Origin of the sequence: Christiangramia crocea (assembly GCF_022410465.1) — a bacterium.
GTDB lineage: Bacteria > Bacteroidota > Bacteroidia > Flavobacteriales > Flavobacteriaceae > Christiangramia > Christiangramia crocea.
The window spans coordinates 137,354-158,756 of the sequence record NZ_JAJSON010000018.1 but is presented as its reverse complement, the minus strand read 5'-3'; the positions used below and the strand labels follow the sequence as shown (position 1 = coordinate 158,756).

Here is a 21,403-nt window from a genome sequence, read left to right as displayed (position 1 = left end):
AAGGTAAAAAAAGCTCCTTTAATTAGTTTGGTATTAACTGATTAATCTTCCAACATTTATAGTTGAAGCTGCAGGGTGAACTTAAATGAGAAATTCTGCTTAAAGGTGGGCAGGTGGTAGGCTCCATATCTGTATGCTGCACTTAATCCAAATCCCGCGAAGATCTTGTTAATTTCCATTCCTGCTTCAGAATAGCCATGTTCCAAAGTGTTAAAACGAATATTCCTGTGAGAATCGATATCATCAAAATCGCCTATGGAATGTCTGGAAATAAATACCAGTTCAGGCCTGAAACTGTCTGATATTCTGAAAGGCCTTAATTGATGCCTTATATGCAGCATTGCCTGCCTGTCGCTGTAAAATTCATTGAAATACATTGTTTCAAAACTATTCCTGCCGGCTACAGAAAATCTCCTGAATATCTTTGACCGGTTTGGATTGTTAGGGTAGGCATGGAAAGCGTGGGTAAGAGGCAGATCTCCAAAAGAATAATTCCCTTCCAGGATGAATTCTGTTCTGGACTGGTCCAGCCGTTTTATTTCATGTTCTGCTTTTAGTCCTATCCTGGTGAAATTAAAATCCCCGCCCAGGGTGGAAAAAGATTGCTGGATTTGTCCTGTGAACTGAGGGAATATCTTTTCAAGAAGGATATTCTTTTCCGGAGTACTAAGGAATTTTGAGAATGGCTGCCATAAGAATGACAGGGTTGCTGTGTTTAGATCATAATCCTGATAGATGTTTCCGTCCTTTATGAAATTGTAATCCTGAATTTGCCATATTTCTTCACGGCCCAGTCTGAGTTCGGCGTTCATTTTAGGTGTAATCCTGTGTTCAAGGCTTGACCAGTAGGTGCGGTAATTATAGAAAAAGTTGATATTTACAAATCTGGGTTCCAGGATTGAAAAGGTATTCCGGCCTTTTATATAATCGAAAGAAGCGATTTCCTGGATGTCTCTGGAAAAGAAAAAATTGAGATTAGTACCGTTCCTTTTGTTGAGATAAATCTGGGACCCTATCCCGTATTTCACGACCTCATCCTTAAATCCATAGGTAGTGTAGCCGTTGAGGTTGAATTTTCCGGAAAACCGGTTGTTCGTCCGGCCACCAAAACCAAGCCTTATTCCTTCATAGTTGTTGAACTTGAATATCTTGCTCAGGTCTGCATCCCAGAACCCTATGGGATATGAGCCCGTTTTTATAGCGTTCTTTACCTCGATCTTTCTCCTGACATTTCCGGCATCCAGTAGACTCTCCACTTTTTTCCGGGTGGCTTCATCCCGGACTGTAAATTTCATCTTCCTATTCTGTATCCAGAAAGCGGAATCTCTTTTCGCGGCCATTTCTTCAACATCAATTTCAGCTCCCGGATTACTAATTTTCCCTTTGAAATCAAGGTTCACATTAAAGTTCCTGATAGAGGAAGTAAGATAAAGATCATTGGATATCGCTTCCGATCCAAAAATGCTGCTAAGGATACCTTTCTTTTGCTGAACGGCTCCTACCGAAATAGTGCCTCCAAAAACGGCTATTTCTTTTCCTCCAGATCCGGGTCTAATAGTGGTGATCTGTTCCGAAGGAAACCAGATATCCTTTTCAGGATAGTATTTATAGTTATGGATCACCTCTAGTTTTACTGCTCCCAGCAACTGAGCTTTGGCTTTCTGGATGGCCAGGTTTAAAGTGTCCAGATAAAGGATACCTTCCAGGCCGGCAACCACCTTTTCCCGCCGGGGTTTGAAATATACCATGTAGGCAGGTCTTTCTGTGCTTGTGGTGTCCAGTATCCTGTATTCGTAGTTTTTGAGAGCATTAGTGGCTAGTGGCCCGGCATATTCGGTTTTATAAAGCTGATAATCGTTTTTGTACAGGGAAAGCGGATTCACCTCCATGGCCAGAACATTATATACGGGTTCTTCAAAACCAGCGGTCTTAATGCCTGTAACCTTTTCCTTGCGCCCCTCTTTTTCGGTATAAAAGTGTTCCGATAGCTTTTCTGAAAGGTAAGCTCTTCCTTCATCAATTATAGTTTCAATCGTTGCAGAAGTAGAATCTGCCCTAAGTTCCATCTGGTTATATTCGTTATCAATGATGAATTTTGAGTAAGAGGTGTAGCTAAAACCCCCCAGGACTTTTTCCGGGTCATTGTGTTCCCGTCTTGCAATGGTTCTTTTAATAAGTTCTTCGGCGGGATCTGCCCCTGATGAAATTAGAACGGTGTTTAACTGTTCGTAAGAAGGACTAAGACCAATTTGCAGATAGCGGGTTGATTTATGAACCTGGGTGGTTATTGGTTTAAAACCTACATAGGATATTTTTATCGAAAGGCTGTCGCCTGGAATAGATATCTCAAAGCTTCCATCAATATTAGTAAGGATCTGCCTGCCATCTGAAGTCTGGATCTGGGCATACGCCAGGGGCTTTCTGGTTTCTTTATTTATAACTCTTCCGGGAGTGATGGTCTGGGCTGAAAGACTCATGCCGCATAAGAGGAATAATACTATAAATAAGAAATTTCGCATCCCAGGCTGGTTTAGGCTTTGCAGGTAAATTAAACAAAATAAAAATGCCGGATCAAATCTGGGTCTTCATTCAGATCTAAACCGGCATTTTAAATGTAGTAAGATAGCATTAAACTGTCATTATCTCTTTTTCCTTTGTGGCAAGTATATTGTCAATCCTTTCGATATAACTATCTGTTAATTCCTGAACATCATTTTCGGCATCTTTAAGCTCATCTTCAGAAATTTCTACTTTTTTCAACTCCTGCATGGCCTGTTTCCTGTCGTTTCTCACACCTACTTTGGCATCTTCAGCCTCGGCTTTGGCCTGTTTGGAGAGTTGTTTTCTTCTTTCTTCGGTAAGTGGTGGTACATTTATAATAACGCTTTCACCATTGTTCATAGGATTGAAGCCAAGATTTGCCTGCATAATTCCTTTTTCGATTTCCTGGATCATGCTTTTTTCGAAAGGCTGGATAGAAAGTGTTCTCGCATCCGGAGTATTCACATTCGCTACCTGGTTAAGGGGAGTCTGAGCCCCGTAATATTCAACCATAACACTTCCCAGCATACTTGGGTTGGCTTTTCCGGCACGTATATTTGAAAGTTGTTTTTTAAGGTGGGAAATGGCTTTTTCCATTCCTTCCTTTGCTTCTTCTAGAATAAATTCAACTTCATCCATTTTAATATGATTTACAATTTTATAGGTTCACTTTGGTTCCGACACGTTCTCCGGTTACTACTTTTAATAAATTCCCAGGCTTATTCATGTCGAATACAATAATTGGTAATTCGTTTTCTTGGCTTAGGGTGAAAGCTGTGGTATCCATGACTTTCAGTCCTTTTTTAATAACATCTTCAAATGTAATAAAATCGAACTTAGTAGCTTCCTTATCTTTTTCAGGGTCTGAAGTATAGATGCCATCCACTCGTGTGCCCTTCAGGATCACATCGGCCTTTATCTCTATTGCCCTTAATACGGCTGCAGAATCGGTTGTGAAATAAGGATTTCCGGTCCCGCCACCAAAGATAACAACGCGGCCTTTTTCAAGGTGTCTTATGGCTTTTCTTCTTATAAAAGGTTCAGCAACTTCATTGATTTTAATAGCCGACTGGAGTCTGGTCTGAATTTCGGCATCTTCGAGGGCACTTTGTAAAGCAAGACCATTGATCACCGTGGCCAGCATCCCCATGTGGTCTCCCTGGACGCGATCCATTCCGCGGCTTGCACCGGCAACCCCTCTAAAGATATTACCTCCTCCAATAACTATGGCCAGTTCAATACCTTTATCGACTACCGATTTGATCTCCTCGGCATATTCTGCCAGGCGCTCAGGATCAATGCCATATTGGCGGTTTCCCATTAATGCTTCTCCCGATAGTTTTAAAAGTATTCTCTTGTATTGCATAGCTGATTTTTAGATAATCGTTGCAAATATAACTAATATCTGAATTTGTGAAATATAAAGACATTAAATTGGAAAGGAATCATTTTTATTGTGGAAAATGCCACTAATGTCAGGGTGTTTTTCAAATTTTGTCCCCAGAGATGCTGTGGCCGGATTTTTGATATATTTGAAATCCAAAAACAGATAAAACTTTAAACCTATGATGGGATATTATATAATAGCAGGACTTATTTTTCTTGTTAGTATGTTCGTGAGCAATAAGCTTAAGAGCAAATTCAAGAAATATTCTAAGGTCCATCTGCAAAACGGGATGAGCGGAAAAGAAATAGCGGAAAGAATGTTGAGAGATAATGGCATTCATGATGTTGAGGTAATCTCTACCCCCGGAATGCTTTCAGATCACTATAATCCTTCAAAGAAAACGGTGAACCTCAGTGAAGGTGTTTATTCCCAAAGGAATGCTGCGGCCGCTGCGGTTGCTGCTCACGAGTGCGGACATGCCGTACAGCATGCGAAAGCTTATAGCTGGCTGCAAATGAGAAGTACGCTCGTGCCGGTAGTTAGTGTTGCTTCCAAACTTTCCCAGTGGGCCATTTTTGGAGGTATTATGCTTATGGTAATGGTTGGATCGGGTATAGGTCAAACCGTTTTATTACTTGGTATCATTATGTATGGAATGGGAACGCTCTTTAGCTTTATTACCCTTCCGGTGGAATATGATGCCAGTAAAAGAGCACTGGTGTGGCTGGAGAACGAAAATATGCTTACCAGTTCAGAGCATGATGCGGCAGAGGACTCACTGAAATGGGCAGCCAGGACTTATGTGGTTGCTGCTATAGGTTCGCTTGCAACACTCATGTATTTCCTGAGTATCTATTTGGGAAGGGATTAAAAATAATGCAATCATAAAAAGCTGCGATCAATGACGTACCCCCAAAAAGTTAGACACTATTTGGGGGTATTTTTATGAGTAGAAAAATCAGGTACACTTAAGTAAGCTTTTTTATATCTTGATCTGCCGGTTGATCTGCTGATTAAGTGATATAAAGGTTTCAGTTCTTGAAACCCCATCTATTGCCTGAATATTCTTATTGAGAACATTCATCAAATGTTCATTATCCCGGCAGAGTATCTTTAGGAATATTGACCAGTTCCCCGTGGTATAATGACATTCGATCACCTCCGGAATTTCACTGAGCTGTTTTACAGCTTGCGGATTGCTAACCGCCTTATCAAGATATACTCCCACAAACGCCATGGTCTTATATCCTAAAAGACGGGCATCCAGCATCATCCTGGATCCCTCAATAAGTCCCGATTTTTCAAGTTTTCTTAAGCGCTGATGTACGGCAGCGCCTGTTATTCCAATATTTTTTGCAATTTCAAGAATAGGCTTCTTAGCATCTTCCATCAAAAAGTTCAGGATGGTCTTGTCTATCCCGTCCAGCTTTACATTTTCGTTTACTATCTTCATTAGCTTAATTTTTCGGTAATTAAGCTAAAATAAGAAAAATGCTTTCTAAATTTAATTTCCTACCTCTCCAAATGGATTATATCCCAGATATTCGGTTTCTTTTTCTTTAAATTTTATATCATGAGCTTCCAGCTTTTTAAGCAAAGGCTCATAAACTTCTTTCTGAATGGGTAACTGAACCCCGGGTGTTTTGATCTCTCCATTCAGTATCATTATGGTTGCCATCGCTACGGGTAAGCCCACTGTTTTAGCCATAGCTGTTTTGGACTGGTCTTCCCCTATATGCACCATAGTGGAATCTATCTGCCTTTTTTCTCCATTCAGTTCATAACCGAATTTGTGGTACATAACTATCATATCTTTATCATCCTGTGATAAGGACCATTTATCCATCAGGATTTTTTGAAGTGCCTGAGCGGGGGTGGCATCTTTTAGTCCTATTTTCTTACCGGGATTAAAAATATCCAGCTCCAGCAGTTTTTCCCACATAATATCGTCCTGGTCAATCTTAAGATTATGACGTGTCTTTAATTCTACCGAATCGCTTGGTGAATAGGGAAGAAAGGAATTTATGAAATCCCGGTAACTCATTTCCTCTGAGCCCTTCATTGTAAAGCTGTCATCGGTCATGCCCAGTTGTACGAACATGTTCCAGGCCCGACTGAAACCCACTTTTCTAATGGTGCCACGATAAAGAGTGAGCGCATCTTCAAGACCATAAATGCTTTGATATTTCAGCGAATTACGGTTGGCATAGCCTTCAAATTTTCCGTAGTCTTCAATTTCAAGGAATTCGGTACGACGGAATAGACGATGGTATGGAATGTATTTGTATTTACCCTCCTGGATGAATTCGGCAACGCCGCCCTGTCCCGCAACCACTACATTTCTGGGATTCCATGTGAATTTATAGTTCCACAGGTTGGTATCACTTTCCGGAGCAACCAGACCACCTGTAAAAGATTCAAAAAGTAACATATTACCTCCTTTATCTCTTATCCTGTCTATTACCTGCATGGCACTCATGTGGTCTATGCCTGGATCCACACCGATCTCGTTCATAAATACAAGGCCTTTTTCCTTAACCTCGGGGTCCAGGGCTTTCATTTCCTCACTTATATAGGATGCTGTAACCATGTTTTTGCCAAATTTCAGGCAGTCTTTAGCTACTTCTATGTGAAATCTTGCCGGCAGCATGGAGATAACGATATCAGCTTTTTTGATCGCCGGTTCACGACTTTCAGCCTTGAACACATCCAGGGTAAATGCTTCACATTTAGGATGATCCTTACATGTTTTTTTGGCATTGTTGATATCTATATCGCCAATTCTAAGGAAGAGATCTTCAGTTTCGGCCTGTTGCAGCAGGTAATTAATGAGGACCGAGGTAGATTTTCCAGCCCCCACAATTAAAATTTCTCGCATAAATTAAGTTAGTTTTGTGTAGTTGCAAACGAATGTATTAAAACTTTGCATGAAATAAAATTGAAAGTATGAACAGAAGATTTTTAATTGCAGGAGCACTTTTCGGATTACTGGCCGTTATTCTAGGAGCATTTGCAGCTCACGGCCTGAAAGATATCATTTCTGAAAATTCTTTGGATTCATTTGAAACAGGTGTGAGATTTCAAATGTATCATGCCTTTTTACTTTTGATCATTGGAGGATTTGGTAGAGTCTGGAATATAAAGTTCAACTGGATATTCTATTTGTTATGTACCGGAACATTTCTTTTTTCCGGGTCTATCTATTTGCTGGCTACCAATGCCCTGACCAGTTTCGATTTTACAAGGATAGCCCTGCTCACACCGGTGGGAGGAACCCTTTTGATCATTGCCTGGTTTATTTTACTGCTCAATTTCATAACGTTAAAAAAGAAATAATTTAAGGCTGTTTGTCGGTATATCTATCTAAGATTTTTACTTTTGTTCACATAAACAAACCACAGATTTGATTTTTTTATGGTCGGAAACACCCAAATTACGAAAACGATTTCGTTAGAGCGTTACGGGATCAATAATGCCAATGTACATTATCAGTTATCTCCACAGGAACTTCAGGAAGAAACTTTAAGACTTGGTCAGGGGGTAGAAACTTCATTTGGAGCCCTCGCTGTGAACACAGGTAAATTTACCGGAAGATCTCCAAAGGACAGATTCATTGTTAAAGATGAAGTAACTAGAGATAAAGTATGGTGGGGAGATATCAATATTCCTTTTGATTCTGAGAAATTTGATAAACTTTATAAAAAAGTTGTCGATTATCTTGGCGGGAAAGAAGTTTATGTTAGAGATGCCTTTGCCTGTGCCGATAAGAATTATCGGTTGAACATACGGGTGGTTAATGAGTATCCGTGGTCCAATATGTTTGCCTTTAACATGTTTCTGAGGCTTGATGATGACCAGCTTGAGAATTTTAGGGAAGACTGGCTCATAGTGAACGCGCCAGGCTTTAAGGCCGATCCGGAAGTAGACGGAACCCGGCAGGAGAACTTCGCTATTCTCAATTTTTCGAAAAAGATCGCTCTCATTGGAGGTACAGGTTATACCGGTGAAATTAAAAAAGGAATTTTTTCCGCACTTAATTTTATTCTTCCTGTTTATAAAGATACCCTGCCAATGCATTGCTCTGCCAATATAGGAGAAGACGGTGATACGGCTATATTCTTCGGGCTTTCCGGTACAGGAAAAACCACATTATCGGCTGATCCTGAAAGAAGACTTATCGGGGATGATGAACATGGCTGGACGGCAGATAATACCATTTTTAATTTTGAAGGTGGCTGTTATGCAAAAGTGATCAATCTTTCAGAAGAGAATGAACCCGATATTTATCAGGCTATCAAACCCGGCGCCATTCTTGAAAATGTTGTACTTGACGAAAGCGGCAATGTTGACTTCGAGAATACTAAAATCACCCAGAATACAAGGGTGAGCTATCCTATACATCATATTAGTAATATCCAGGAACCTTCTTCAGGAAAGAATCCCAGGAATATCTTTTTTCTTACGGCTGATGCATTTGGGGTTTTGCCTCCAATAAGTAAACTTAATCCAGGCCAGGCTGCCTATCATTTTATTAGTGGTTATACCGCGAAAGTGGCGGGGACCGAAGCAGGAGTGGATGAACCAATTCCCAGTTTTTCTGCTTGCTTTGGAGCGCCTTTCATGCCTCTTCATCCTACTAAATACGCCGAAATGCTTAGTGCTAAGATGAAGGCAGCAGGAGTGAATGTTTGGCTGGTTAATACAGGCTGGACGGGTGGTCCTTATGGAGTTGGAAGCAGAATGAAATTAAAGTATACACGGGAAATGATAAGTTCTGCTCTGGAAGGTAAGCTGGATAATGTGGAATATGAAACCCATGAGATTTTTGGTCTGCAAATGCCTAAATCCTGTGAAGGAGTACCTTCAGAAATTCTCAATCCTAAGAATACGTGGAAAGATAAAGAAGCCTATGATAGAAAAGCAAAGGAACTCGCAAATTTCTTCAGAAAGAATTTTAGCAAATTCGAAGCTTATGCAAATGAAGAAATAATGAATGGAGCTCCTAAAGAGTAGTTTTTTAAATTGTTAGATGTTGTAAATGAAAAATCCGGTCATTGATTTGACCGGATTTTTTATGTTTATACTTTATTTATTAACCGAAGCGGATTATTTCTTATTTACCTCGCTTATATATTTGCTAATCGCCATGGTCATACTTGGTGTTTCAGGCGTGGGAGCCTTGATGTTCACCACCAGACCATGTTCTTTGGCTGCTTTGATTGTAGTGTTGCCAAAAACAGCTATTCGTGTATTGTTCTGTTTGAAATCCGGGAAATTCTCGAAAAGAGATTTAATTCCACTTGGGCTAAAAAATACCAGGATGTCATAAGTTACATCTTTCAAATGTGAAAGGTCACTCACAACGGTTCGGTAAAATGTTGCCTTTTTCCATTCAATCCCAAGTTTGTTCAAAGTCTTGGGAACATCAGGCTTAAGCATATCTGATGAAGGTAAAAGGAACTTTTCGTTTTTGTATTTTTTGATCAAAGGTGCTAGTTCTGCAAAAGTCCGTTTTCCTACATAGATCTTTCTTTTACGGTAAACCACATATTTTTGCAGGTAGTAGGCCACAGCTTCACTCTGGCAGAAATACTTCAAAGTATCAGGCACCTTATACCTCATTTCCTCAGCAATTCTAAAGTAATGGTCTACGGCATTACGGCTGGTAAGAACGATTGCCGTATACTTTGTGAGATCTACTTTTTGTTGTCTCACCTCTTTAGAAGGCACGCCTTCAACATGAATAAAAGGTATGAAATCAATTTTAACTTTTTGTTTTTCCTCCAGCTCAAAATAAGGCGAGTTTTCAACCTTAGGTTCTGGCTGAGAAACCAAAATTGTTTTCACTTTCATATATAAAACTTTATTAGGTCCTTTTTATATTGTAATTAGCTTGTACAAAATAATATAAGGGGCAATTTCAAGTGCGCAAAGGTACAAAATAAAATAGAACCAATTTGCGCTAAGTACACTTTGATTTCTTCTGTAGATAATAAAAAGGGCAATAGAGTTCGCAGTGAGCGTAATGCCCCCTGTTAATCCAATGAGCAATGCTGTTGGATTCAAACTATAAATCAAAAATAAAGATGCTGTCAGTAGAAAAATTGATATGAAATTGCGGTAGCTGAATTTCTGAAAAAGGTAATAATCGATTTTTTCGTCAATTTCAAAGATATTGCCGATGATTTTTTCTATTCCTGCTTTTATTAGTATGAAGCAGATATAGGCTGTGAAAATCCTTATAAAAACAATTAAGGCCGGTTGACGAAGCTCAAAATAATAGCGATAGACTATAAATAGAAAAATAGAAACAGCTAAAGCCTGGAAGCATAACAATAAAATGTTAAAACCATGAAAAGCCTTATTCTCCTTTCCTTTAAAGGCTATAAATTTACCCGAGTTTAAGAGGGATATAAATTCTGCAAAACGTTGAGGGAATAATAATTTTGCAACAGCCAGAAGAATGAAGCATGCCAGAAATACCAGAGTGATCCAATCCTGATATTCATGAATTCTTTCAATGGCCTGCATAGAATTTTTTTACAAATGTAAAATTTTGACCTTGAATCCCGGCGGATGACATAAAGTTTTGAAGATTTAATTTGCCTACATTTGTGCAAAATTTTTGGGAATGGTAAATGGGATAATTATTATACCCACATTTAATGAAATTGAAAACATTGAACGCATTATAAGAAATGTGTTTTCTCAAAGACGTAAATTTCATATACTGGTAGTAGATGATAATTCTCCTGATGGAACAGCAACAAGGGTAAGGACCTTACAGGCTGAATTCCCGAAGCGATTGTTCCTTGAAGAACGCATGGGTAAACTGGGGCTTGGAACCGCTTATATTCATGGTTTTAAGTGGGCTTTAAACAGGAGTTATGAGTATATTTTTGAGATGGATGCCGATTTCTCTCATAACCCGAATGACCTTGTGCGCTTATATAACACCTGTAAAAGGGATGGAGCCGATGTTGCCATAGGCTCGCGGTATATAACCGGGGTGAATGTTATAAACTGGCCAATGAACAGGGTATTGATGTCCTGGCTGGCCTCCAGATATGTGAGGTTTATAACCGGAATGGATGTACAGGATACAACTGCCGGTTTTGTTTGTTATAAAAGAAAGGTTCTGGAAGCAATAAATCTGGATAAGATCCACTTTGTTGGTTATGCTTTCCAGATCGAGATGAAGTTCAAATCTCATCTTTTAGGATTTAAGATTGTGGAAGTCCCGGTAATTTTTACTGACAGGACACAGGGAACTTCCAAGATGAGTGGCTCAATCATTTCAGAAGCCGCTTTTGGAGTAATAAAAATGAAGCTGAAAAGTCTGTTTAACAGGATAAAAATCTGATGAAAAAGGTATTAATTAAGAACGCAAAGATTGTAAACGAAGGAAAGATCCAGAATGGTGACGTTTTTATAGAAGATGGAATTATTTCTGAGATTTCTGAAAGTATTAGCGCCAAATCTCCCGATGTGAGCATCTATGATGCCGAAGGTACTTATTTGCTGCCCGGTCTTATTGATGATCAGGTACATTTCAGGGAGCCTGGCCTTACTCATAAGGAGTGTATTGAGACAGGTTCAAAGGCGGCGGTAGCCGGAGGAATTACTTCTTTTATTGAAATGCCCAATACTCTTCCACAAACTACCACTATAGAGTTGCTGGAAGAAAAATTCAAGCTTGCGGCAGAAACTTCTTATGCCAACTATTCTTTTATGTTTGGCGGGACCAACGACAATCTTGGTGAAATAGAGAAGATAGATCCAAAATCGGTGGCAGCTTTGAAGTTGTTTCTTGGTTCTTCTACCGGGAACATGCTGGTAGACGATGAAAAGATCCTTGAACAGATCTTTAAGAAATCACCGGTGTTAATAGCAGTTCACTGTGAGGATGAACAAACCATTAAGGATAATCTTGCCGAATGTATTGAGCGCTATGGGGAGGATATTCCTATTGAATTACATCCAAAAATCAGAAGTACCGAAGCTTGTTATAAATCTTCTTCCAAAGCCGTAAAGCTGGCTCAAAAGACCGGTGCGAGACTGCATGTCTTTCATATATCAACCGCGAAAGAATTAAGTCTTTTTAATAACAAGAAAGCTTTAAAAGATAAAAAGATCACAGCCGAGGTATGTATTCATCACCTCTGGTTCAATGATTCAGATTATGTAAGTAAAGGAACCTTTATAAAGTGGAATCCTGCGGTTAAGACCAAAGAGGATCAGGAAGCTTTGCTTGCAGGACTTTTGGATAATCATCTGGACGTTATAGCAACAGATCATGCCCCACATACCAGGGAAGAGAAGAAGAATGTGTATACCAAAGCGCCAAGCGGAGGACCTTTGGTTCAGCATGCCCTGCCGGCTCTTCTTCAAATGCATCACCAGGGAAAGATTTCTCTTGAAAAGATTGTGGAGAAAGCCTGTCATAATCCGGCCATTTTATTCCAGATCGAAAAAAGAGGTTTTATCAGGGAGGGCTATAAAGCCGATCTTGTTCTGGTGGACCTTAATTCTCCATGGGCCGTACAACCCGACAATATATTTTCAAAATGTAAATGGTCGCCTTTTGAGGGAACAACCTTTAAATCGCGGGTTACCCATACATTTGTGAACGGAAAACTGGTCTACAAGAATTTTAAACATCAGCCATTTTCTAAAATTGCAGAACGACTAAGCTTTGACCGTTAACCTTAAAAATATTGTTGCTCTTTTTCTTCTTTTGGTCTTTTCGGTTTCCTGTCAGGATGTGAAAAAGACAGAAAAGCCGGATGATCTCATTCCGGAAAATAAGATGATAGATGTGCTTACGGAATTATCCCTGCTTCATGCAGCCAGAAATTATAATAAGTTCAAACTTGAGGAGACCGGTATAAAACCGAAGGAGTATATCTATGAGAAATTCAATATAGATAGTTTGCAGTTTGAAAGGAGCAATAATTATTATGCCGAGCAATACACGCAGTATGAGCGTATATTCGATAGTGTGAAAGTTAGAATACAGGCTATGAAAGTCCGACTCGACTCCTTAAGGGAAGTGGAAACAAAAAGAGAGGATAGTATCAAGCTTGCTCAAAAAGATTCTTTAAAAATTTTGGATTCTCTTGGTATTGATAGTGACTCTTTGAGGGCTAAAATAAGAAAAGTAGAACGGCCAGATCAGGATAGCCTTTTGCTGCCTCCGACTCCGGTTAGAAGAGAAATAGATTCTATATAGTCTTACTTCTGTCTTTCAGTCTCTTTTAAATAAATATGGGAAGTTTCCTTTAGAATTGCAGCCATGGGAGTAAATTCCAGATTTACTGCTTCTGAAATGCTGGAGCTATTATAGTATGTTCTATTGTAAAGATTTCTTATCGAATCCCTGGTGATTTGTCTTTTAGCTCCAAACCAGCTTCCAATTTTTTGAAATATCCAGCCAAGAGTGATCATCCATTTTTTTAGTTGTCTGGACGGTTTTGGTTTGTCCATATATTCAGCAGTGCTTTTGAAAACGTATTCAAAACTTAAGTTTTCGGATACAAGGATGAATTTCTCATTTTTGATCTCAGATCTCATAAGAAGGGTCATTGCCATAACAACATCCTCTACTCCTACAAATCCGGTGACTTTTGGGAAATGATATTTCAACCCCTTGTCTATTCTGCTGAATATTTGACCACTGCCGTTATTCCAGAAACCGGGTCCTATGATTATTCCCGGATTCACAATCACTGTATCTACACCTTCCTGGGTGCCTCTCCAGACCTCGATCTCCGCTCCGTATTTTGAAATTGCATAATCATTATGGTCTTCTTCGGGGTTCCATTTGGCATTTTCATCTATTTCAGTATTGCTGGGTCCGGAACCTATGGCGGCTACACTACTCACGTAACATAGTTTCTGGATTTTTTTGGTGATACAGAGGTTCACAATATTGGCGGTACCTTCGATATTTATTTTTCGGAGCCTCTTTTCATCAGAAGGGTCAAATGAGACAAGTGCCGCGCAGTGATATACGAATTCAATTCCATCAAAAGCTTTGGTGAGGGCTGGAATATCATTGATATCCGCCGTTATCCAGTCTATTTTGTTGAATAGTTCATCGGCTTCGGCTTTTTCTGAATAATATCCGAAGACCTTTCTCACCACCGTGATATCACTGGATGGTCGCATGATCGCCCGAATCCTGTCATTATTCTGCGCTAACTCATATAAGAGATGTGTGCCAACTAAACCTGTTCCTCCTGTAACCAGAATCATGGGGTAAATATAGCTAAAGCACTTAGGAAAAATAAAGCTTTATGGTATCTTTACGGCTGCTTTTAAAAAGAATTGAATTTTTATAAAAGATGTTATGGCAAAACCCAGCCAAAACCAGGGATTTTGCCTGCTTTAAGTAAGAAAATAATTTTGCACAATGATTAAGAACCTGGTGGAAGAACTTCGCTGGCGTGGAATGTTGCACGATGCCATGCCTGGAACTGAAGAACATTTAAATGAAAAAATGAGAGCGGCCTATGTGGGTTTTGATCCAACTGCCGATTCCCTGCACATAGGAAATCTGGTACCGATCATGCTTCTGGCACATTTACAGAGAAGCGGCCATAAGCCTATTGCCCTTGTAGGCGGAGCCACGGGGATGATTGGTGATCCCAGTGGTAAATCCAGTGAAAGAAACCTACTGGATGAAGAGACCTTAAGGCATAACCAGGAATGTGTAAAAAATCAGCTTTCGCAGTTCCTTGATTTTAAAAGTGGAAAAGAGAATGATGCAGAACTGGTAAATAATTACGACTGGATGAAGGAAATAAGTTTCCTTGAATTCATTCGGGATGTGGGCAAGCATATCACCGTTAATTATATGATGGCCAAAGACTCGGTAAAGAATCGTATATCTGGAGAAGGAACCGATGGCATGTCCTTTACTGAATTTACCTACCAGCTTGTGCAGGGATATGATTTTTACTATCTGTATGACAAAATGGATTGTACACTGCAAATGGGAGGTAGTGACCAGTGGGGGAATATCACCACGGGTACTGAGCTGGTAAGAAGAAAAGCCGGCGGAAAGGCTTTTGCACTTACCTGCCCGTTGATTACCAAGAGCGATGGCAGTAAATTTGGTAAAAGTGAAGGCGGAAATATCTGGCTGGATGCAAAGCGAACCTCTCCATATAAATTCTACCAGTACTGGTTGAATACCAGTGATGAGGATGCTGAAAAGTATATCAAAATATTTACTTTTCTTGAACGCGAAGAAATAGAGGCTTTAATAGAAGAGCATAAAGAAGCGCCTCATATGAGAAAGCTTCAAAAGAGATTGGCTAAAGAAGTTACGATAACGGTCCATAATGAAGAAGAATATGAGAATGCCGTGACCGCTTCTGAGGTCTTATTCGGGAAGAGTACTGCAGATGATTTCAGGAAGCTGAACGAAGCTACCTTTTTAGATGTTTTTGAAGGAGTGCCTCAGGCTGAAGTAGGAAAGAGCGAGATAGAAAACGGCCTGGATATGATCGGGGCTCTGGCAGCCAAAACAGGTTTTTTGAATTCGAATGGAGAGGCGAGAAGGGCGTTAAAGGAGAATTCAGTCTCTGTGAATAAGGAAAAAGTGAAAGAGGACTATACGATCACCGCTACTGACCTTATCAATAATAAATATATTATTCTGAACAAAGGGAAAAAGAATACCTATATAATCAGAGTGGTTTAAAATACAAAACCCCTTGAACAGGCGTTCAAGGGGTTTGCAACTAACTAACCAATCTAATATGAAAAATTTCACTTAGCCTGCAGAATTTTAATGACCTGAGTGTCATATCGTTCTGCATCCTTTGGGTCGTAAAAATTTCCTCTTCTTTACATTTAATCTAAATAAATTTTAAAAAAATTATAACAAAAGAAGGTTGCAGCCTCGAATGTCACTGTTATCAAACCTTCCGAGGATTTCAATTTTTTTATTTTTTTTTCTTCCAAGGTCCTGAGTGGCAATAAATGAGCAGGAATTAATATTGGCAAGGTCAATTACATTTATTCCTCCGGTTCTTCCTTCGGGCTGAAATGAGAGTGCGTCTTCGGGATCTCTAATCAGGATTTTCATCCAGGGAGGACACTCAAAAATACCATGGCCCCGGGAATAGGCCTGGGATAACAATTCGGTCATGCCATATTCGCTATGTATGGTCTCTACTCCAAAACCGTTTTTAAGAATAGCGTGAAGTTCTTCTCTTATCATTTCTTTACGACGACCCTTCATCCCCCCGGTTTCCATTATTATGGTATTTTTAAGCTTAAAATTCTGGTGTTCTACAAGGTCCAGTAAAGCAAAGGAAACGCCTATTAAAAAAACTTTCCGGTTCTTTTGGTCCAGTTCTTTAAGTCTGCTGGCAAGTTCTTCCAGATTGTTAAGGTAAAATCCGCTTTCAGGCTTATCCGATCTTTTAATTAAAGAATCTACCATATAGATCAGTGAAGAGCCTTTTCTTTCCAGATAGGATGGGAGCAGTGCTAGAAATATATATTCTGAAGGATCTCCATAAAAACTTTTGAAGGCAGACAGAAAGCTTTTTTCATAAAGCCGAAGATCTGTAACAAAATGTTTACTGGTTGTTTTTCCTGTAGTGCCACTACTTGTGAATGTTATTTGTGGAGGTTTATTTGCGGATATTAATTTTTTGCTTTTAAAGAACTCGATCGGTAAAAATGGGATATCTGAATAAGAATCTACTTTTTCAGGAGTTCTATGGATGAGTTTGCAGAATTGCCTGTAGACAGGGCTGTTATTAAACTGATGTTTAAAAACTTCCATGCATAGAGTTTCGAATTCTTTTTCTTCTGAAATCTGAAAAATTCTTTCTTGAAGCATAGAGAAGAAGGAAAGTTTATCCAAAATTAAGGATTAAAAAAAGCCTCTGAAACAGAAGCTGTCTAAAAAATAAAGGAATCAGTTTTATTTTACCACCAGTTTTCTTGTGGCTTTCGCTTTTCCTTCCTGAATCTTAAGAATATATATGCCGGGAGTAAGGGTAGAAACATCCATTTCCCTGCCTCTTATTCTGGTTTTATATACCGACTTGCCAAGTACATTAAAAATCTCGATGATCTTATCCTGATTTTTGGTTGAAGAAATATAAACCTTTCCACCTGTTACCGGGTTAGGATATATGGATAAGCCATCAATTGGTGTCTCTGTTCGCTGAGGTGCACGAGAAGTTTCCTGAGCAATTGCGGGTGCCGCAATCATCAGAAAACCAACAAGTAAGAAAGTTAAGAAGTACTTTTTCTTCATTCTTTGCGATAGAGATTTCAACAAACTTACAAATAAAATTTCAAAAATCCTGCCAATAAAATGTCATTAAATCTAAAAATAATATAAATAAAAAACCGGGTTGCGCTTAGCAGCCCGGTTTATGACTAATTGCTGATAATCAAATTATTAACAAAAAAGAATGTTTTTTTAATTTACCCAGGAGAAAATAGATACATCTACGGTAGCATCTACTTCATAAGTAGCTTCCGGAGTGGCGGTTATATCTTCAATCTGGATTCCGGTAAGATCTGTTCTGCCATTTTCAGCTATATCAAGTACAGTTTCATATCCACTTAGAGAAAGACCGGTAATGGTTGCTCCAGACTGTTTTTTGAACTGAAGGGCAGTGCCTCCTGTTTCAGAAACAGCAGTGAATTTCTCTACAGTAGGCATGTTATTCACACCATCAGCTTCGATTGCGGTTGAGAAATTCGAAATAGTATGTAGAACGTAAGTATTGGTAATCTTTCCGTCCCATCCTTCAGTCCAGTCTACGGCATCATCTTCATTATTCTCAAGATAAAGGTTGGTTACAGCAACCGAACCTCCGAAAAATTCCACTCCGTCATCAGCTCCATTAAGGATAGCCACGTTCTGAATAGTTGTTCCTTCTCCAACTGCATACAGGGAAAGTCCGTTATACTGAGACTCAGAGTTGATCTGTGCCCCTGCATCAGATAGTACAAGGTAATTAATGGAACCTGAATTATCATCAGCATCACTACCTCCATATATAATTCCTCCAACTTCGGCAGTTGCTCCTACACCTTCGGTAGTCACCCCGTTACCGGCGATCACAAGACCACCCCAGCTACCTGATTGTCCACTGGCTGAAGTCATAACTACAGGAGCGGAAGAAGTACCATTGATCTCGATATTCCCTCCCTGTTGAACCACGATATAAACATCGGTTGCATCGGTATCATCCTTAGCTACAATCCTGGTTCCGGCAGGAATGGTTAAAGTTGCACCAGACTCCACCGAAAGAACTCCGGTCAGGCTGTAAGTTTGGGTGGGATCGAGTGTTCTGTCTTCTTCAACTGAACCCTCAAGATCATTTCCTAGTAATTGGTTTTCTTTACCATCGTTAATTGGATCAATCACCGGGTCGTTACTACAACCTACTGTTAAAAGGCCAAAGGTGAATCCCCAGATTAGTAAGATTTTTTTCGATACGTTTTTCATTGTTTTCAATTTAATTTTCAAATTCTGGTTTTGAATGGTTAATAAATAGTTGAGATTAGAATGAATAACTTGCTCCAAAGCTTAAAATGGCTCCCCTGGTGTATGATCTCACGGTTTCCAGACTCTCTATTCCACTGGTACTTGGCCTTATAGCCTGTACTCTTTCAATTTCCGGATTTAACAGGTTCTGACCTTTTAATTCAAGTTGCCAGTGATCGTTAAGTTCTTTTGAAATGACTGCATCTAAAGTCATAAAACCTTTTTCGATGATCTCATCATTATAGAAGACATCGTTCTGAGTCTGTACTTCGGGAGCACCAAGTGCATATATCTTGTCTGAAGCATAGTTCGCTACCAGTGAAGCCCTGAAAGGATTTTCGGTTTCATTGGAAAAGTTAAGCGATCCATTGAAGATCCAGTCTGAAGCTCCCTGAAGTCCCACTTCAGATTTTTCGTTATATCTGAAGGTTCTTACAAAAGTTCCATTTTCGTTATATACTTCCTTTAGATCCTGCTCATGCCACATTCTTGATGCGTTAAAGGAAACCCCAAGATCTATTCCTTCCGGAACTTCATTTTCAATTACATCCAGTCTGGTTTCCAACTCAAGGCCATAAACATTTGCGCTTTCACCAGCATTGAAATAAGAGAATACACCTGCAGAACCTCTGTCCTGAACTCGGTTGATAGGGTCTTCAATTCTTTTGTAGAAACCGGTAAGTGAGATGAGCTGGGATGAACTTGGAAAAAACTCGTACTTAAGATCAAAGTTGAGGTTTGTTGATGCATTTAAATCCGGATTTCCTCTGGTGATCTGTCCTGTTTGAGAAACATACTCAAAAGGAGCAACCTCTTTAAATTCAGGCAGGGTAATCGTTCTACTTGCCGCCAGTCTTATGTTTGAATCCTCGCTAGGAGAAAACTTAATATTCAGGTTTGGATAGATGTTGTCATAAGATTTGAACGAAAACTCCGGTTTGTTTGCAGGATAGTTATTTACATCAAATACTATATCCAGGTTATCGTGCTGATATCTTGCACCAAGGTTGATGTTCCATTTACCAGCTCCATAGTTGAAACTGGCAAAACCAGCATAAGATTCCAATATTGCGTTATATCTGTCTGGAGTAAGGCGGTTGAAATCAAGAGTTCCGTTTTCGAAATTTTCAGTGGTGAATACCGTGGTAAGGTTATCGATCGATGGTGGGTTCACACTGTTAAGTTCTACTTCATCAGCTCCAAAGAAACGGGAGATGAAATCTCTTTCTTTGTTTCTATAGTTACCTCCTGCCTTAAGAAAGACATTCTTTCCAGATTCTTCATCCTTCACAAAATTGTACTGGTTCTGTAAGTAGGCATTCAATTCAGTATCATCGATCTTCTGGGAAGATTTTCTTTGCTGATAGCCTCCGGTTCTTGCCAACTGTACAAAATCTCCGCCATCAAAGTTCACTTCGCTGCGAATACGGTTTGGTTCATCTGCATTTACAATGTTGTAACCCAGAGCCCAGTCTAACTCGTTCTTTCCGTCAAGAAAGTCATGATAACCATGTAACTGATTTACCCAAAGACGGGTTTGTTTGATATTCTGGTCACGTATAAACTGATTGAGATTTTCACTCGGAGTGGTTTCTTCAAATACAACACCTTCTCCATTACGTCCCGCTTCGAATACCTCGTCTGCAAGCTTATTAATGAATAAGCTGGTCGCCTTAAAACGATGATTGTCACTTAATTTATAAGTAACATCCAGTAAACCGGTTGTGTTATCAGTTTTGGAGTAATTCTCTACATCGGTAAAGTAGTCGTAAAGGTTGTTACTTCTGTATTCACGAAACATACCTTTGTTGTACTCAAATTTTGCAGACTGAGATGCTGTTAAAAGTACACGAAAGTCCTCACCAAACTTTTTACCTGCGGTTATGGAATACTTTCTGTTAAGAGGAAAAGGATCGGTTTGAGTGTTCCAGGTCTGGTTGTTTAGGGAATGTTGGATTGGGATCGCCTGATCGTAAAAACCGAAATATACATCGTCCTGGTTTGGGGAAACTTTGAAATTTCTGAATTCCCCGATTGAATTGGTATTCACGCCAAACTGAAGGCCAAAGTCAAGTTCTTCGGTTCCTGCAAGTTCTCTTGATGTGATATCAACTGTTCCCGAAGCCTGGTCAGCCGAATTCTCGGCAGAATAAGTCTTACTAATGCTGATGTTTTGAATTACTCTCGTTGGGAACAATCCGAGATCGATATTCTTACGTTCCACATCGTCTGAGGGAACCGGAAGCCCGTTCATAGTAGTGTATAGATATCGATCACCAAGGCCTCTTACGAATATATCACCGGAAGCCTCACTACTGGTTACCCCGGAGATTTTCGTGGTGGCAGTGGCCGCATTAGAAACTCCCAGTTTTGCAAGTTCCCTGGCGCCGATACTTTCTTTAATCTCAACAGAATTCTTTTGTTCTATAAGAAGGGCAACCTCAGAATCACGTCTTGCAACCGTAGAGATCACTACTTCATCAAGGGAAGCAGCGCTGGAACCAAGGTCGGTATTTACTTCGGTTACTTTTCCTGGTTCAACAATCACATCCGGTACTTTCAGGGTTTCATAACCAATAAAACTAAAGACCAGGGTATATGTTCCGGGTTCAAGACCCTTTAATTGATATAATCCATCATAGTCTGACGTAGTTCCCGTGGAGGTTTCTTTAATAATCACATTTGCAAATGGTAGTGGTTCTCCGCTCATTTCCCTGTCGGTAAGCTTTCCTGCAATAGAACCGGTTTTGGGATTCTGTGCGGTTACAATTGATGCGGTTAGTAATAGTAAAATTAAAAGTCGTTTCATTTCTGTCTTTTGCTATAAAATCTCGATGCAAATTAACGGCAGGGGTGTAAAGCCTGCATTACCTGAGGATTAACCGTTTGTCATTATAATGTTAGCTTAATGTTACTATTTGCGTGAAGCCTTTTTAATTCAAATT

At 39.6% G+C, this 21,403-nt stretch carries 19 protein-coding genes; 7 read left to right on the top strand and 12 right to left on the bottom strand.

What is annotated here, in order from left to right; genetic code table 11:
* Nucleotides 1–56 precede the first annotated feature (56 nt).
* The 3 genes from LU635_RS08230 to pyrH form a co-directional block, all read right to left on the bottom strand.
* Nucleotides 57–2,519, bottom strand: a complete 2,463-nt coding sequence (locus tag LU635_RS08230) for a DUF5686 family protein (protein ID WP_240098038.1) — start codon at nt 2,517–2,519, stop codon at nt 57–59.
* 109 nt (nt 2,520–2,628) lie between these two features.
* A complete protein-coding gene (gene frr, locus LU635_RS08225) occupies nt 2,629–3,180 on the bottom strand; it encodes a ribosome recycling factor (RefSeq protein WP_240098036.1) in 552 nt (183 codons plus the stop codon).
* A 19-nt stretch (nt 3,181–3,199) separates the two neighbouring features.
* On the bottom strand, nt 3,200–3,907 hold the full coding sequence (pyrH, locus tag LU635_RS08220) for a UMP kinase (protein WP_240098034.1): 708 nt from the start codon (nt 3,905–3,907) through the stop codon (nt 3,200–3,202).
* A gap of 199 nt (nt 3,908–4,106) precedes the next feature.
* Between pyrH and LU635_RS08215 the strand changes: the two genes are divergently transcribed.
* Nucleotides 4,107–4,799, top strand: coding sequence for a zinc metallopeptidase (locus tag LU635_RS08215; RefSeq protein ID WP_240098032.1), 693 nt, complete (start codon nt 4,107–4,109; stop codon nt 4,797–4,799).
* Nucleotides 4,800–4,910: 111 nt separating this feature from the next.
* On the opposite strand, the gene LU635_RS08210 is transcribed toward LU635_RS08215, so the two are convergent.
* Nucleotides 4,911–5,381, bottom strand: coding sequence for an Lrp/AsnC ligand binding domain-containing protein (locus LU635_RS08210; protein ID WP_240098030.1), 471 nt, complete (start codon nt 5,379–5,381; stop codon nt 4,911–4,913).
* A 51-nt stretch (nt 5,382–5,432) separates the two neighbouring features.
* Nucleotides 5,433–6,806 carry a saccharopine dehydrogenase family protein gene (locus LU635_RS08205; RefSeq protein ID WP_240098028.1) on the bottom strand — a complete coding sequence of 458 codons (1,374 nt, stop codon included), beginning with the start codon at nt 6,804–6,806 and terminating at the stop codon, nt 5,433–5,435.
* A gap of 68 nt (nt 6,807–6,874) precedes the next feature.
* On the opposite strand from LU635_RS08205, the gene LU635_RS08200 reads away from it, so the two are divergent.
* Complete coding sequence (locus LU635_RS08200) at nt 6,875–7,264, top strand: DUF423 domain-containing protein (protein ID WP_240098026.1); 390 nt, start codon at nt 6,875–6,877, stop codon at nt 7,262–7,264.
* A gap of 78 nt (nt 7,265–7,342) precedes the next feature.
* Nucleotides 7,343–8,941, top strand: a complete 1,599-nt coding sequence (gene pckA, locus LU635_RS08195) for a phosphoenolpyruvate carboxykinase (ATP) (RefSeq protein WP_240098024.1) — start codon at nt 7,343–7,345, stop codon at nt 8,939–8,941.
* A gap of 93 nt (nt 8,942–9,034) precedes the next feature.
* Here pckA and LU635_RS08190 read toward each other — a convergent pair whose 3' ends face one another.
* Together LU635_RS08190 and LU635_RS08185 are read right to left on the bottom strand one after the other, a co-directional pair.
* Nucleotides 9,035–9,781 carry a uroporphyrinogen-III synthase gene (locus tag LU635_RS08190; RefSeq protein ID WP_240098021.1) on the bottom strand — a complete coding sequence of 249 codons (747 nt, stop codon included), beginning with the start codon at nt 9,779–9,781 and terminating at the stop codon, nt 9,035–9,037.
* Between the two features lie 24 nt (nt 9,782–9,805).
* Nucleotides 9,806–10,459, bottom strand: coding sequence for a DUF4271 domain-containing protein (locus tag LU635_RS08185; RefSeq protein ID WP_240098019.1), 654 nt, complete (start codon nt 10,457–10,459; stop codon nt 9,806–9,808).
* A 100-nt stretch (nt 10,460–10,559) separates the two neighbouring features.
* Here LU635_RS08185 and LU635_RS08180 point away from each other — a divergent pair, with 100 nt between their 5' ends.
* From LU635_RS08180 to LU635_RS08170, 3 genes are read left to right on the top strand one after another with little or no spacing between them, the layout of a single operon-like run.
* Nucleotides 10,560–11,291, top strand: a complete 732-nt coding sequence (locus tag LU635_RS08180) for a polyprenol monophosphomannose synthase (protein ID WP_240098017.1) — start codon at nt 10,560–10,562, stop codon at nt 11,289–11,291.
* The gene (locus LU635_RS08175) at nt 11,291–12,634 is read left to right on the top strand and encodes a dihydroorotase (RefSeq protein WP_240098015.1); all 1,344 of its coding nucleotides are present in this window, start codon (nt 11,291–11,293) and stop codon (nt 12,632–12,634) included. Before LU635_RS08180 ends, LU635_RS08175 begins: the two co-directional genes overlap by 1 nt.
* Nucleotides 12,624–13,160 carry a DUF4296 domain-containing protein gene (locus tag LU635_RS08170; RefSeq protein ID WP_240098013.1) on the top strand — a complete coding sequence of 179 codons (537 nt, stop codon included), beginning with the start codon at nt 12,624–12,626 and terminating at the stop codon, nt 13,158–13,160. Before LU635_RS08175 ends, LU635_RS08170 begins: the two co-directional genes overlap by 11 nt.
* A 2-nt stretch (nt 13,161–13,162) precedes the next feature.
* Here the strand turns inward: LU635_RS08170 and LU635_RS08165 are convergent, their stop codons facing one another.
* Nucleotides 13,163–14,185 carry an NAD-dependent epimerase/dehydratase family protein gene (locus tag LU635_RS08165; RefSeq protein WP_240098011.1) on the bottom strand — a complete coding sequence of 341 codons (1,023 nt, stop codon included), beginning with the start codon at nt 14,183–14,185 and terminating at the stop codon, nt 13,163–13,165.
* Nucleotides 14,186–14,342: 157 nt separating this feature from the next.
* On the opposite strand from LU635_RS08165, the gene tyrS reads away from it, so the two are divergent.
* Nucleotides 14,343–15,638 (top strand): tyrosine--tRNA ligase, encoded by a 1,296-nt coding sequence (gene tyrS / locus LU635_RS08160; protein WP_240098009.1) that lies wholly within the window; start codon nt 14,343–14,345, stop codon nt 15,636–15,638.
* A gap of 177 nt (nt 15,639–15,815) precedes the next feature.
* Here the strand turns inward: tyrS and LU635_RS08155 are convergent, their stop codons facing one another.
* From LU635_RS08155 to LU635_RS08140, 4 genes are all read right to left on the bottom strand, one after another.
* Nucleotides 15,816–16,790: a LuxE/PaaK family acyltransferase gene (locus LU635_RS08155; RefSeq protein ID WP_240098007.1), complete on the bottom strand. Its 975-nt coding sequence runs from the start codon at nt 16,788–16,790 to the stop codon at nt 15,816–15,818.
* Nucleotides 16,791–16,874: 84 nt separating this feature from the next.
* Nucleotides 16,875–17,213, bottom strand: coding sequence for a T9SS type A sorting domain-containing protein (locus LU635_RS08150; RefSeq protein ID WP_240098005.1), 339 nt, complete (start codon nt 17,211–17,213; stop codon nt 16,875–16,877).
* 168 nt (nt 17,214–17,381) lie between these two features.
* On the bottom strand, nt 17,382–18,419 hold the full coding sequence (locus LU635_RS08145) for a hypothetical protein (protein ID WP_240098003.1): 1,038 nt from the start codon (nt 18,417–18,419) through the stop codon (nt 17,382–17,384).
* Between the two features lie 55 nt (nt 18,420–18,474).
* Nucleotides 18,475–21,267, bottom strand: coding sequence for a TonB-dependent receptor (locus LU635_RS08140; protein WP_240098001.1), 2,793 nt, complete (start codon nt 21,265–21,267; stop codon nt 18,475–18,477).
* Between the last annotated feature and the right edge of the window lie 136 nt (nt 21,268–21,403).